This is a genomic window from Proteiniclasticum sp. C24MP (assembly GCF_043951855.1).
Taxonomy (GTDB): Bacteria; Bacillota; Clostridia; order Clostridiales; family Clostridiaceae; genus Proteiniclasticum.
Genome location: NZ_JBINJW010000002.1, coordinates 16,788 through 29,747 on the forward strand (window position 1 = coordinate 16,788; position 12,960 = coordinate 29,747).

Here is a 12,960-nt window from a genome sequence, read left to right on the forward strand (position 1 = left end):
GGTTCTTATCAACCTGTGCCTTTGCATTGGAAAGGATACGATATGCCCCAAGCTGTGATTTCGCATCTGCCCAAGTCTTTCTAACGCGGTAATAGCCTGTAGTCAGCTTTTCAGGATAGGTTGTATTTTCAGAGCCCCCAGCAGGTGGTTCATCTGCTGAAAGTAACTTTTTAACCTCTATTCTAAAAGTGTCCATGCTCTTACCATGTCTTGAAAACCAATGTCTTGGATCAGCATGATTGGATGCAATCCCTCGTTGATACCCCTCATAGTGGCCGATAATCGTACCGTCAGCCATCGGGTCGAGTTTATACTCCTTACAAAGGTATGCACATAGCTCCACCGCTTCTTTATAGACCGCATTAAAATACGAGGCATCGGTCAAACCGTCCTCGCAGATTTCAAAGCCAATATGTGTGTTATTTGCATCGCCTCCAGCATGCCAACCTCTATGATTCCATGGTAGAGTTTGATAAGTTGCAATGGAGCCATCTTTAAGTTTCCCTATAAAGGCATGGACACAAACCTGTCTTCCATCTGGTCTGTCTTGATTCCAATGATTATTATATTGATTTACTCCTAACAGACCATCATCCGGTCCAACATATCTGCGTAAATTTGGATTGTTCGCTCCGGTGCTATGAACCATGATGCCTTTTGGTGTAATCTTTCTGCCTGCCTTGTAGCAAGCATTCTCTGTAAAAATAAGCTTTCTGAGATTCATTATTGCTCTCCTCCTTTGTTATGCAGCTGAGCAAGAATATCCTTTAATTTTTCTGGTATCGGTAATCCTAAGCGCCCTGCATTTTCCAACATGGAAACCCCTTCATTGGAGCAATAGAAAAAGATGATGGCGGTTCGGAGCATGCTACCGTCTCCTATAAGGTTCGTGTCGATAATATGGCCGATTCCAACCATTACAAAAATAAGCACCTTCTTAAAAATGCCTCGAAAACCGACTTCGCTGGATAGTTTTTTGTAGGCAATGGCGCACATGACACCAGTGATATAATCAGCCACCATCAATGTAACTAATGCATATAAAAACCCATCAAACCCTCCTAAAAACCATCCCAAGAATCCGCCTAATGCAGTTAGTGCCACTTGTACCCAGTTCCAAATTTCCTTCATGACTTTTACCTCCTTCATGATTTTGAATATATAAAAAGAGTGCCTGCATCTTCGCAAACACTCTTGGATCGTTATAATTGATTCGTTTATATTTGTTTAGGCAGTGCCTCCCATAATCTCATGTCCTCCTGTCCTAAAGACCAAATGGCAATTCCTCTAAGTTTCCACCGATATGCTGCTTCATTTGCCCAATAAACAAGGCTGTCTACGTCCTGGTAATAAAGAATTGAAAAACCATCAGCATCTCCAAGAAATAGGCGAGAGATCCAAACATTGATATCCTTAGGCACGACTTTTACTGAATAATCATTTCCGCATACAAGTGGCAAGACTCCTGAGTGAAAGAAATCATAATCCATAGAGATGTCTTGGCTTCTTGTTGAAGACTCCTCCACATCACTATTTACAGCGAATACCTGAAACTCATTATCCCAAGTCACACCAGTCCTTGAAAGCCTTCCATACTCTACGGTCGTTCCTCCTGGAAATATCGCATCAAACCTTTCATACGGTTCATAGACCCAAGCATCTCCCAACCTTAATAGTTCACAAAGAATGCGACCATCAGAACGAACCCCTGCATAACCTCCTGAAAACCCATTAAGGGTTGCAGTAAATCGAAGAGTATTACTTGCCCCTGAATAGACCCTTACCGAGTTACCTCTAATCCTCATTTCAATAGTGTACATCCTCGGATTGGAACGAAGATTTGCCTCTGTTGTTTTTATAATCTCAGTGGCAGTACTACCTAGTAGGGAAGAACCTTTATAAAGCTCGATGCGTTGCGTATTGAAATTAAGACAGCAAAATACATCCCCGCAAAATACCCCCGCTCGGCCATTTCCTTCCGGTGTAAATGCTATTCTTGCTCGTAAATGAACATCTGAAAAACCTGTGTAATTCCATGCCAACTCTCCTGATCCATCAAGCTGTGAGTAGGGACGACTAGTTGTTTGATTAGGATTTCTCCACACCTGCCACTGTCCACTTAAAGCTGTCCAATAACTAGATGGTAAGGGGTTGTCATCCCTAAAGTCTTCATACCAAACTAGTGCAGAGTCTGCTTTTCGACGTAGCACCTCTGTGGTTAGCTTAAATCCTCGATCCGGTTCAGCCATCACTCCGTTAACATCTTTAAACATTCGTGGTGATAACATAAATTCTGCCTCTCCTGCAGAAGGACTCTCATAGAAATTAGAGCATACACGAAATCCATAAAACTGCACACCTGGTACTAGCGCACTGACGCTGATTGTGTGCGTGCCGGCTGAAAGATATACACCCGAAGACAAGGAAAGCCAGCAAGTTGTGCGCCAATATGGCCACCATAGTCTATTCTCACTAAAAGTAGAACTTACACCATCCAAAGCAACATGAATACCATTCTTATCCCAAAAGGGAAAAGAGATACGGAAAGCAACATCATAAACACCGGCAGTAGCTATTTCAAATTCATATTCTGCTTCGCCTTCTTCTCCAAGGGTTACCATTTGAGTAGAAACGGACACGTTCCCAGTATGGCTATCTGGACTTCCTCCAGTCCGGTCTACATAGATTGTGCCAAACTCAGTTCTTTGCTGTTTACTATAAGCTGTCAAATATCTGCGCCTGTTATAGGTTTCTCCAATTAACGGATACGTTCTTGAAACCGCATCCCACCCTTCCATGTAGTCATACACCTGCGGTAAAGCCCAAGGAACCTTATCGTAATCATCCCAATACGCAATGATAGGAATACGAGGTTGGGGAGGAGCATCATTTGTGAAGTTATAGACTCCAGTCATCCAGTTTTGGGCTGCATAATAGGTGTTGGAAATTCCTCGGTAGGTAATGCCTAGATTCGCAGGAGAATCGTGTATCCTCCAGTTCCAACCATAAGCAGGCAGTCCAAAGAACACTTTTTCAGGAGTCATTACGCGAGCCGCATAATCATAGGTCCCTTCCAGCCAATTCCTAGGGGATACAGGTCCCGGTGCAGAACCCGCCCAAGCCATGCCATAACTCATGATTGCTGCTGTATCGCAGTAGGGATCTAAATCTTCATAAACACACCAGTTTTCACCACCAACGGAGCCTTGTACCCCTGTCATGCCGGGTAAGCAAATATTCACGAGTTTAGATGGATTGTATGCTTTAACCGTATTATAGATATCTTGAAAGAGAGCATTGGCCGCATCCTTATTTTCATAGCCACCACCACGCTCTAAGTCTATATCCACTCCAGCGCACCAAGGGTATTTATTCATAATACGAATAATCTCAGTAAGGAATTTATCCTTCGCGCCGTTTGTATTATTTCTAAGGGCTGTAAAAATGGATGCTGTACCATGATTCATGATTGTAAGCAGCCACTTGATATGTGGCCATCGGTTGATGTAAGTAAGCATGCTGGAGATGCTTGTACCTGTTTCTGTTATTGTTCCGGTAATATCTACTTCAAAGGTAAAAATCCCTACGGTATCCAAGCGATCACCATAATCACGTAAGGCTTGGTACATACGAGCATTGCCCATGAAACTCCAAACCATGCACCGCTTTCCTTTTAAATAATCTCTCATGGGCGTTCACTTCCTTCCTGCATTTCTTGAAACTCGAATAATACCCTGGCAGATTTTCTATCTTCTAACTTCACCACATGCTTACTATCACTAGCTGCGGTGTATTGAAAAAAGCCCTCTTTTTCAGAAGGGCTCCCATTTTTCAAACACTGCCTGGTAGAGGCTAAAAGAGAAAGTGTGTCTCCTGGGTTTATGGAATCTTTAAACTTAACCTTATGTGCTCCAGCTCCTTGAGATAACTCAATACCTCCTGCTTGCATACCCTGTATCGGGTAAATGTGACAATCAAGACCAGCTGAGGTTTTACCAAGATTAAAGAGAATGATTGTTTCACTACTACGAACCACTCCGTTATAAAAACGAACAGGCACAATGCTATTATTCTGCCTAAATTTCTGGAGCATGGTTTCTGTATTGATTGTGTAACCCGTCAAGCGGTCTCCTTCTTGTGCCTGAATGTCGGTAAAATAAACCGTACCGGTGCAGTCTTCTAAAAGTAATTTTACAGTTATACTAACAACACGCTTTTCTTCTTTGCAATGAATCGTCTCCGCAAATCTAGTAAAAGAAACTGACAATATCACCACCTACCCATCTAGTGTCCATTTAATTTCTGATACATGGGGAGTCCAGCCTGTAGCAATTGAGCCTCCTTGTAAAAGCATATCAGTAAAGAACACTGCGCCTGTGCAATCAGAAACATATATACGAATGGTTAGAGCCTTTATCTTACTAAACCCTCGCGGTGAGATGACATGAGCTGTATGGAAAAAATAAGCCATAGCACCACTCCTTCCTAAAAGAGATCAATAAACCTGGTTTCGGTTGTACCATCCTCGTATTCAATCATAACTTCAATTCCGACTTGCCCATTAGGGCCTTTTTGAAGATTCTCTGATGCAATCTGAGCTGAGAAGGTGTAACTCCTCCTGCTTGCTGGATAAATAGTTTGAGATAGACTTTTTGTCATGCCTAAAACCCCATCAGCTTTAAAGGAAGCATCTCCTGAGACACCATTGTTTGGATCAACATCAAACCCTAAATTGAGCCAGTAGGTGATTCCGTCATCGGCTCTTGAGTTTCTTAGATGGTTAAAGGGGACTAAATCTTTTACTTCCTGACGGTCAAGGACATCGGCTGAGGATAAAATATCGGCAGCTTTATCCCACCCAGCAGATGCATCCCCTAATTCTCTTAATGTGGTAGATAGCTCCAGTACTGTTTTCCATGGCTCTTGTAGATTGTACTGCCTGCGCACCACACGAGTTTTTACTGACAGATTTAAGTCTTTATCATCCACGGTGACGATGTCACCTAAATTCCAAGCTTCATGTTCATAACCTGTCAGCACGGATAAATCCATAGCTGAAAGAACATAGGAAATTCTAGGCTTTGAATATTGAGCTAATCGCATATTAGCAAACTCGAGCATCTGATAAGGATTGCTAAAGGATGAGGCATCAAGGGTTGCCACTCTTACTTCTGATGAGTAACTGTAGTCCTCCACATATTCTTTATTGCCATTAATAGAGGCAAATGTCATCCCATCTTTTCCATATGCATAAAGTCGAGTGATTAAGCTTCTTGTATCTACTACCCTTTGTATGCTTTTCATGTTTTTTCTATAGCAGAATAAAGCTCCACTGTCTGTGCCACCAAATGTCAAAAGATGCACCAACCTATTGGCACTATCAAATATTAAATCTCCACCATGAATGTTCTGTGTGGCTCGAAGAATTGATAGCGTGTTTTTCTCGGTAGATTGCCATGTTCTCCTTGTACTTACCGTTACGTTCCCTAAAGCCCACCCTGTACCAAACAGGGCATAATGCATAGGAGCCTCTGGTGTTTCAGCGACAAAATCCATCGGCTCTTTTGCCGCGCTGAAGGAAAGATCATAAAAGGTGGCTTCCGCATACACTTGTGTAATCACTCGTCCATCAGAAGTTTTCTCATCTGTCGTGGTTCGAATTCGGTACACATCATTTACAATCTGAACTTGTTTCTCATTATCTAGGGACTCTCGCTTGGGATCGTGAAATGGCAACTTAAATTCCAAGATATCAGCCCCGTTTACCTCACTGGTTACAATGATGTCAAAGGCATTTTCTAACACCGCTTCCCACGCACCGTTGGTATCCAAGACAACGGGTCTTGCAAATCCAAGCCTCTCATAAGGTGGTTTCGGAATATCATGAAGCTGTATTTCTATAAGCTTAGGTGTTCTTGTTGTATCTTGAGTGGTCAAAGTAATTCGATAACGAATATAAGCTCTATTCGGTGACTGAAGTTCTCCGCTGGGTCCCACTGACTGCCACTGTGTCCAACTGACTAAATCATCAGAGGTGGAGGTTTCAACAAGGGAGATGGCAGTTACTCCTGCTGTGTATTCGCTGGTAACTGATACTCTTCCTGTTCCTGCAAGACTACAGGCAACTGCGGTTGTATAAAGCTGACCATTTTGAGCATAAACACCACTTGTTGCCTTCAGCATAACAGTACCCGGTTCCGTTAGGGCATCTACATCAGCGGTACTGTCACCACCATTTGCCAAGATAGAAGATTTGAAGTAGGAAATAAGCTCCTCCATGGTAAGCTCAGAATTCTTTTCATAAAACCAATCATCAAATCCGCCCGCATAATAATAAGTATCAGCCAGCATTCCCATGACAATATTGGCAACACAATTTTGATTCAAATCTCCCGTAAAAGTTCTAAGGGGCGATTGCCAAACAGCACCATCACTTCGGTCACAGACCAAATTTTGTACTCTTTTGCTATTTACTTCAATAATGGACGCTATAAAATACCAACCATTATTCCTAAGCGTAATACTTGGTGTTTCCGTTTGATCATAAATCAGCGAACCCGATGCATTGTAAAGCATTAGTCTTAATCTTCCTTGGTATAAGGAAACATAGAAAATCGGCTGTCCTGGTCCATGTCTGGTATTAAAGATGGGAATAAAATTTTGACCAATAGAATAAGTTGTCGGGTTAATCCATCCACCCACTACGATTTTTTCTCCTAAATCACTAAAAAAACTACCGTCATTGGTAGCCACTAAATGGGTTCTTTCACTTGTAGGGTTGACAATGTTTTGCCTGAAAAATCTTCCAAGTCTACCTAAGACCAAACTAGCTGAAGTTCCTGACCATCCGGAAACAAAGAAGTTTCTGTTATTGCCTGACGCATCGAAAAGCATGGTGTTTCCATCTGGCGCTGATTCATTAAATCTCCAAAGTCCAACGGTCTGATCACTTACTGGAAACTCGCCTGTGAAATCTGTTTGCACTGTTAAAATCGACTTAATGGCCACCTTATCACCTCCATCTGCTCTTAGCCAGAATCCTTAATTCAGAAAATGTTGCTCCCGCCACAGTGACTGCTATTTCATTATCTCCCTTATGAAGAACAGGAAAATTCAGCTCATCCAAGCCTGGTAAACCATTTCTCAATGTGTTTCCGTTTGTATCAGTTATTTTGGCTGTCACTAGTCCACTGTCAATGACAAGAACTTCATCTGCTGTCAAAGCTCCAACAACTCGTAATTCTTCACCATTTGTTGTAATCGAGATATAGGTAGAGGATGAACTGTTAATTGTACCCTTTAGTTGATAAACGGGTTCTGAGTCAGCATTTCCGGTTAATCTTTCAATCTCATGGTTGCCTTCACTGGAAATTGTAAATTGCTCATCAGTCAAAGCATAAGCATGAGGATCTGGGCAGATAAACTTAAGATCAAATGCCCCTGCCGTTCTAAGTAGCCTCTCACAATCCACCTGCTCAGTAAGACGGGCATAAAAGTAACGATCTGGAATATCATCCAATACAAGTTGTTTCAAACCATTCATGGGATTTAGCCATTCTGCTAAACCATCCAATACATCTACTAGATCAGCAAAACTTTTTTGTGGGTATACATTACAATTAACGATGATGATTCGCTCTGAGCTGTCACAACCAAAATCGGCAACACCCGCTTTACCCGGCACCATTTCATAGGAGTTTCTAAGAGCGGGCGATGCCTGCCAGCTTGTGAGTCTTGCTTTTATCTTCATGTTCTTTGAACTAATGCCGTTATAAATAAATCCCATACATCGCCCTCCTTTACGTCGTTATAAAGCGCCCCTGTGCTCGAGAACCGGTCTGCATTAAATTGTAGAGTTCTTGTGATATCTTTCTAATATCATCTTCACTTCGTACAATCATCTGCTGAATGGTAATTAAAGAGCCACCAAGCATTCCATATCCGCCACCTGCACCACCATTTACATTTACATCGGAGTCTAAATTAAAATCTGTGGGGATGACCTTTTGCATATCTTCACTAACATCATCCATGGCCTTCTCAAAGCCTACACCGATACCTTCACCCATGTTTTCACCAATACCTGCGAAAACTTGAGATGGAGATTGGATGCCTAAAAGTCCCTTAACTCCTTTGACAATTCCACCAACCATGTCACTGACTTTGTTTTTAAGCCAAGTCACCATGGAGGCAATACCATCCCAGAGTCCTCTGGCGATGTTTTTACCCACATCAATAATGGCCGGTATGGCTTTACCTAAACCAGTCACTATTGCTGTAATAATCTGAGGAATTTGTGCCACTAACTGAGGAATAGCCCGAATTAATCCTGCCGCAAGCTGAATAGTCAGCTGAACACCCATCTCAATAATCTTAGGTAGATTTGTGGTTATAAAAGTAATAATGCTACTTATAATTTGTGGTAAAGCCTCAATTAAGGTAGGCAGTGCATTTAAGATACCTTGTGCCAAACCACTGATAATTTGGAAAGCCGCTTCTAGGACCAAATCAAGATTATTAATCAGTGTTTCTACAATCAAAATCACGGCTTCTACGATGGACGGAATTAGTTCCGGCAGTGCTTCACCAATGCCAGTGGCAAGGGTAACAATCATCACAAGTGCCGCCTCAACAAGGGCAGGGAGATTGGCAATGATTCCATCCACTAAAGTTAGTACCAACTGAAGCGCCCCTTGAGTTATCTGTGGCAATGCCTCAATAAGACCTCCCACTATGGTCATGATAATATTTGTCGCTGCATCAATCAGTGTTGGTAAATTATCCAAAATACCGTTAACAAGAGCAACGACTAGCTCAGGAGCAACTTCTGCAATGGCAGCTATGAGTCCAGTGACCACATCTAAGATTTGGGGAAGAATTACTGCTATCTGGTCAACTGTTTCTTTGGCTCCAGCTTTTAACTGTTCCGCTGCACCTTCTTGTCCTGTGATTAGCCCTGTAAGACCATCAAGGATCATGGTAAAGCCGGGGAGGAGTTGGGAAGTGATATTATTTTTCACACCGGTAAAAGAACGGGTAAGGTTATCCATGGCATCGGTATACTCGACTGCAGCATCGATGGATTTATCACTCATCACCAGCCCTAGCTCACTGGCTTTGTTCTTTAAGTCTTCTGTACTCTCTGCCGTTTGGTTTAAAAGAGCTGCTAGTTCCACGGATGAGTTTCCAAGGAGATCATTGGCAATGGCCGCTTTTTCGCCTTCATCAGCAATACCCTGCAGCCCTCTCACAGTCATCTCAAAGACTTCTTCTCTTGATTTCCCTTGGAGATCTTCCATCGAGATGCCTAATCGCCTGAATTTATCAGTGGCAGAAGTACTTCCATTGATGGCATCATCAACCGTGTTATTTAGTTTTTTCATGCCATTTTCTAAAGTAGATATGCTTGCACCATTTTGCGAAAGCACATAGTCCCACTCTTGATAGCCTTTTCTGGAAAGTCCTATGCGTTGACTTGCTTTATCAATCTCATCTCCAGCTGCAGCCGCATCATTAGCCATGTCATAAAGCTTTTTACCGGCGGCAACTGCAGCAGTTCCAATGGCGGCCATAGCCGCTCCGATTGCCACACCGATTCCTTTGACAATACTGCCTAGTTTCTCAAATTTTCCTCCCGCATCATCTGCAACGTTGGCACTCTTTTTTATCTCATCACCAAAATCGTCCGCTTCATTTCCCGCTTCATCAAAACCTTCACTGGCTTCATTTAGTGCTTTGTTATTTTCACCAAGCTCCCGTTCCATCTTATTTAAATCAGCGTTGGCATTATTAAGCTGGATTTGCCAAGCCTGCGTTCTCTTATCATTTTCACCAAAGGAATCAGCGGCATTTTTAAGGGCAGCTTCCAAGGTGCCGATTTTATTCTTTTGTGCATCTATTTCCTTATTTAAAACTTCATTTCTTGCTGTTAAGGCCTGGACAGATTTATCCTGCTTATCAAACTGCGAGGATACCAGTTTCATCTCAGATCCCAGAACCTTAAATGTCTGATTGATGTCACGAAGTGCACTTTTAAATTCCTTCTCGCCCTCAACACCAATTTTGAGCCCAAAGTTATCTGCCAAAATCACCGCCTCCTTCCTTTAAAAATCAGATACCATAGGGAATAACATCATCTATGGAAATCTCCCTTTTTTGCTTGCTCAGTCCAAGAAACTGTTTGTGACATTCCCATAAATCCATCAAAAGCCCAAGAGGTGTAAGCCAGGTTTCCTCCTCTGTGCGATTTAAATGGACTGTGCCGTAATATAAAAGCCGGGTAAAGAGCTCCTCCTCATTTACCCGGTTTGTGCGTTTTTTGAGTCATCTTCCGATGCAATATTTCGTTTCGTTCCTTTAAACATCGCTTCCATCAGTGCGTTTTTATATGTGGCAAGCTCCAAAGGTGAAGTAAGAAGTTCAATCTCCTCTTGCGTGAGAAGATTCTTCTTATCATTCGGATTTCGCAGGTTATAAATAAGTAGGCTTTGATTGGCCATTAATGTAATCAGCCAGACAATCTCGTCTAATGCCATCTCGAAGTTTTCTGATTTCATGAGCTTTTCACCAAGGTTTTCAAGCCCACCATATCTTCCTGCAATTTCTTTTGTTGCCTTAGTCGTTAAAATAAGCTCATACTCCTGACCACTGATAGTAATCTTTGCGCTGCGTTCGTTATCCATGGAACATCCTCCTATTCTTCAGTGCCACCAGAGGCGGCAAATGTAGGTTCATATACTTCGTTGTACCATTCGGTAATAATTGATTGTGTGACTCCTTCATCACCCTCGTTAACTTCTGCTTTCCAAGGATGTCTGCCCTGACCATCCAATTTGTTCCTGCGTAGCACGGTCCCTTCAATGGTTGGAGTTGAGAAGGTAATGCTATCGCCTTTAGTAGCCAGATTCGTTGCTGGGATACCAAACTTTACACGATACAGCCAAAAATAACGATACTTTCCGTTTGCTTTTTTAGCCCTAAAGCCTACCGCAACAGGGTCACCGCCATCTTCGCTGGTTGAAATAAGCACATGATTGTCATCAATGGTTGCTCCTGTAAGATCTCCTGCGGCAGTCACGCCAATATCATCAATACCAAGAGCTAATGTGCCACTTCTGAATTCTTTAATGATTTCAGCCGCACCATCATCGGCATAAAGCGTTGCTTCAGCAAGTTCCACCGACAGTTCTGCACTGATGGCTTTTGCCAAGGGCACTGGGGTTTCATAAGTCTCATCACCGCTTGCATCCTCGGTGATTTTTGCATAATAAAGTCTATCAAGACCAATTGTAGCCATATTTTATTCCTCCATTTCTAATTTAAATTCATAGGGTTTTGCCACATCAATGGCATAGTGGTGGTAACCAGTATCATCTTCATGCCCGATATACCTACGGTCTGTTATTGTAAAATCCGCACCCAATAGAGTGCGGACTAAATTATTTTTAATGCCTATATAGTTACCTTTTACAAATAGGGAAAGTCTAACTTCCTGCACTTCATATTCAGGCTTGTTATCAGCATGAACCTCAAACAAATCGACAAGAGGTGTGATTACAAGATAAACATCAGGAGGCACACCAGAAAAAACACCTGTCTCTACTGGAATGCTACACATATCTGCTATGAGATTTAATTCTTTTAAGATGCTCATATTTTATCCACCTCTTCATCAAATCGCTGTTTCATTGCTTCTATACAGGCTTTTCTTGAAGTCCTTCTTGCAGGCTTAAAAAATGGTTTTGGTGGTTGACCGGATTTCCCATACTCTATGATATTGGCTATCTTGGCATTGCTTTCACCATTTCTTCTTGGTTCTTTAAAACCTACTTTTACATTAAAATTACCGTTTCGATCTAGCTTAGCAGGGGAGACACCAAGGGAATCGACTAATTCACCCGTAGACCGGCTTTTTTCTTTTGTTCCACTACCAATAGTCCCTTGTAAATTTGACTTTACTTTTTCTAGAACTACTTCCCCTCCTGATTCCAGCACCTTCGGTATAATTTCATCTGTCTTATCACCCAGCTTTGAAAGTTTTAGAAGAAAATCCTCCGGCATTTTAACATCTGCTTTAGCCACTTGACGCCACCACCTTTTTCGCCAAAACTTCAATATACATACCTTTTCCTTTTACATCCTCCACACTTGTGATTTCGTATCGTCCATCACTGCACGCAATGACCATCTTAGTAGACACCGGAATATCCGGTATCTTACGAAAGCAAAACAGTGCGGTGGCTTCAGAGAAGGTTGCTCTATTGGCCCATTTTTCATTCCCGTGACGGTCTTCCTTATAGGCACGAACAGACGCAAGAATGGTGTCAGTGGGTTTACTAAAACCCTCACTGTCTTTCATTGTTTCAACAGAAATAATATCTATAAAGGTATTCATTTTTCCAAAGCTCATACGCTACACCTTCCAATCCCGATCAAGCCTGAGCAGTAAATTTACCGTATTCCAAACCTGCTGGCCCGCCTGCACATTGTCAGCAAAAAAGCCACCCGTACTGCCATCCCGACTTTCATAGAAGTGGGATGACAGCATGATGATGGCTTGCTCCGTAGTTGGCGGCATTGCATTTTCGCTATAATGACCTTCCGGCAGATGCTGGTAACTCTCGGCATAGGAGGTTGCAGTGGTGATGTATGTCTGAAGAAGTTCATCATCACGATCATGCTCAAGAATTAGATTTGCCTTTACCTTTTCAAACAGTGTCATCACCGTCACCTTCCTTTCTCTACGGAGTATCCTCTACCATTATCCCAGTGGCTTTTAACTTGGTAAGAAGGGCATTAAAGTCCGTTACCAAGTCCTCTACAGTAGCCGCAGTGCTTGCTGGTTGATTCTCAAGAACAGGGAGCCCGGTTACTTTGGCCCCCTCTTCTATGACAAGCTCACCACCGATTACGGTCTTTTCTCCACCTTGCTCTGTATAATTCTTCGTGTTATAACTCATC

At 42.4% G+C, this 12,960-nt stretch carries 14 protein-coding genes and 2 pseudogenes; all 16 read right to left on the minus strand.

The genetic code is table 11. The features are described from left to right. Window positions 1-4: 4 nt before the first annotated feature. Window positions 5-724: pseudogene (locus ACHAL6_RS03165) on the minus strand (N-acetylmuramoyl-L-alanine amidase family protein); the annotation flags it as partial. Continuing rightward, complete coding sequence (locus ACHAL6_RS03170) at window positions 724-1,131, minus strand: holin family protein (RefSeq protein ID WP_395268801.1); 408 nt, start codon at window positions 1,129-1,131, stop codon at window positions 724-726. The pseudogene ACHAL6_RS03165 and the gene ACHAL6_RS03170, both read right to left, overlap by 1 nt. An 86-nt stretch (window positions 1,132-1,217) precedes the next feature. After that, on the minus strand, window positions 1,218-3,689 hold the full coding sequence (locus ACHAL6_RS03175; protein WP_395268802.1) for a glycosyl hydrolase family 18 protein: 2,472 nt from the start codon (window positions 3,687-3,689) through the stop codon (window positions 1,218-1,220). Continuing rightward, window positions 3,686-4,267, minus strand: coding sequence for a hypothetical protein (locus ACHAL6_RS03180; RefSeq protein WP_395268803.1), 582 nt, complete (start codon window positions 4,265-4,267; stop codon window positions 3,686-3,688). The genes ACHAL6_RS03175 and ACHAL6_RS03180 overlap by 4 nt, the downstream gene beginning before the upstream one ends. A gap of 9 nt (window positions 4,268-4,276) precedes the next feature. Then, the gene (locus tag ACHAL6_RS03185) at window positions 4,277-4,471 is read right to left on the minus strand and encodes a hypothetical protein (RefSeq protein WP_069980589.1); all 195 of its coding nucleotides are present in this window, start codon (window positions 4,469-4,471) and stop codon (window positions 4,277-4,279) included. A gap of 14 nt (window positions 4,472-4,485) precedes the next feature. Further along, entirely contained in the window at window positions 4,486-7,008 is a 2,523-nt protein-coding gene (locus tag ACHAL6_RS03190) for a phage tail spike protein (RefSeq protein ID WP_395268804.1), read from the minus strand. A 4-nt stretch (window positions 7,009-7,012) separates the two neighbouring features. Continuing rightward, window positions 7,013-7,786 carry a distal tail protein Dit gene (locus ACHAL6_RS03195; protein WP_395268805.1) on the minus strand — a complete coding sequence of 258 codons (774 nt, stop codon included), beginning with the start codon at window positions 7,784-7,786 and terminating at the stop codon, window positions 7,013-7,015. 13 nt (window positions 7,787-7,799) lie between these two features. Beyond that, complete coding sequence (locus ACHAL6_RS03200) at window positions 7,800-10,085, minus strand: phage tail protein (RefSeq protein WP_395268806.1); 2,286 nt, start codon at window positions 10,083-10,085, stop codon at window positions 7,800-7,802. Between the two features lie 25 nt (window positions 10,086-10,110). Continuing rightward, a pseudogene (locus tag ACHAL6_RS03205) lies at window positions 10,111-10,302 on the minus strand (hypothetical protein); the annotation flags it as partial. Next, the gene (locus tag ACHAL6_RS03210; protein ID WP_184308324.1) at window positions 10,299-10,682 is read right to left on the minus strand and encodes a hypothetical protein; all 384 of its coding nucleotides are present in this window, start codon (window positions 10,680-10,682) and stop codon (window positions 10,299-10,301) included. The pseudogene ACHAL6_RS03205 and the gene ACHAL6_RS03210, both read right to left, overlap by 4 nt. An 11-nt stretch (window positions 10,683-10,693) precedes the next feature. Next, window positions 10,694-11,296: a major tail protein gene (locus ACHAL6_RS03215; RefSeq protein ID WP_069980584.1), complete on the minus strand. Its 603-nt coding sequence runs from the start codon at window positions 11,294-11,296 to the stop codon at window positions 10,694-10,696. Between the two features lie 3 nt (window positions 11,297-11,299). After that, on the minus strand, window positions 11,300-11,653 hold the full coding sequence (locus ACHAL6_RS03220) for a hypothetical protein (RefSeq protein WP_069980583.1): 354 nt from the start codon (window positions 11,651-11,653) through the stop codon (window positions 11,300-11,302). Beyond that, a complete protein-coding gene (locus tag ACHAL6_RS03225; protein ID WP_395268807.1) occupies window positions 11,650-12,081 on the minus strand; it encodes an HK97-gp10 family putative phage morphogenesis protein in 432 nt (143 codons plus the stop codon). Before ACHAL6_RS03225 ends, ACHAL6_RS03220 begins: the two co-directional genes overlap by 4 nt. Then, window positions 12,074-12,409 (minus strand): phage head closure protein, encoded by a 336-nt coding sequence (locus tag ACHAL6_RS03230; protein ID WP_395268808.1) that lies wholly within the window; start codon window positions 12,407-12,409, stop codon window positions 12,074-12,076. Before ACHAL6_RS03230 ends, ACHAL6_RS03225 begins: the two co-directional genes overlap by 8 nt. 3 nt (window positions 12,410-12,412) lie before the next feature. Beyond that, entirely contained in the window at window positions 12,413-12,721 is a 309-nt protein-coding gene (locus ACHAL6_RS03235) for a head-tail connector protein (protein ID WP_184308332.1), read from the minus strand. Window positions 12,722-12,740: 19 nt separating this feature from the next. After that, window positions 12,741-12,959 carry a Head fiber protein gene (locus ACHAL6_RS03240; protein ID WP_184308334.1) on the minus strand — a complete coding sequence of 73 codons (219 nt, stop codon included), beginning with the start codon at window positions 12,957-12,959 and terminating at the stop codon, window positions 12,741-12,743. Window position 12,960 lies beyond the last annotated feature (1 nt).

Coding starts and splice junctions, on each gene's coding strand:
- ACHAL6_RS03220 (WP_069980583.1), bottom strand. CDS start 11,653: ATGAGCATCTTAAAAGAATTAAATCTCATAGCAGATATGTGTAGCATT.
- ACHAL6_RS03240 (WP_184308334.1), bottom strand. CDS start 12,959: ATGAGTTATAACACGAAGAATTATACAGAGCAAGGTGGAGAAAAGACC.
- ACHAL6_RS03230 (WP_395268808.1), bottom strand. CDS start 12,409: ATGAGCTTTGGAAAAATGAATACCTTTATAGATATTATTTCTGTTGAA.
- ACHAL6_RS03185 (WP_069980589.1), bottom strand. CDS start 4,471: ATGGCTTATTTTTTCCATACAGCTCATGTCATCTCACCGCGAGGGTTT.
- ACHAL6_RS03210 (WP_184308324.1), bottom strand. CDS start 10,682: ATGGATAACGAACGCAGCGCAAAGATTACTATCAGTGGTCAGGAGTAT.
- ACHAL6_RS03235 (WP_184308332.1), bottom strand. CDS start 12,721: ATGACACTGTTTGAAAAGGTAAAGGCAAATCTAATTCTTGAGCATGAT.
- ACHAL6_RS03170 (WP_395268801.1), bottom strand. CDS start 1,131: ATGAAGGAAATTTGGAACTGGGTACAAGTGGCACTAACTGCATTAGGC.
- ACHAL6_RS03215 (WP_069980584.1), bottom strand. CDS start 11,296: ATGGCTACAATTGGTCTTGATAGACTTTATTATGCAAAAATCACCGAG.
- ACHAL6_RS03175 (WP_395268802.1), bottom strand. CDS start 3,689: ATGAGAGATTATTTAAAAGGAAAGCGGTGCATGGTTTGGAGTTTCATG.
- ACHAL6_RS03195 (WP_395268805.1), bottom strand. CDS start 7,786: ATGGGATTTATTTATAACGGCATTAGTTCAAAGAACATGAAGATAAAA.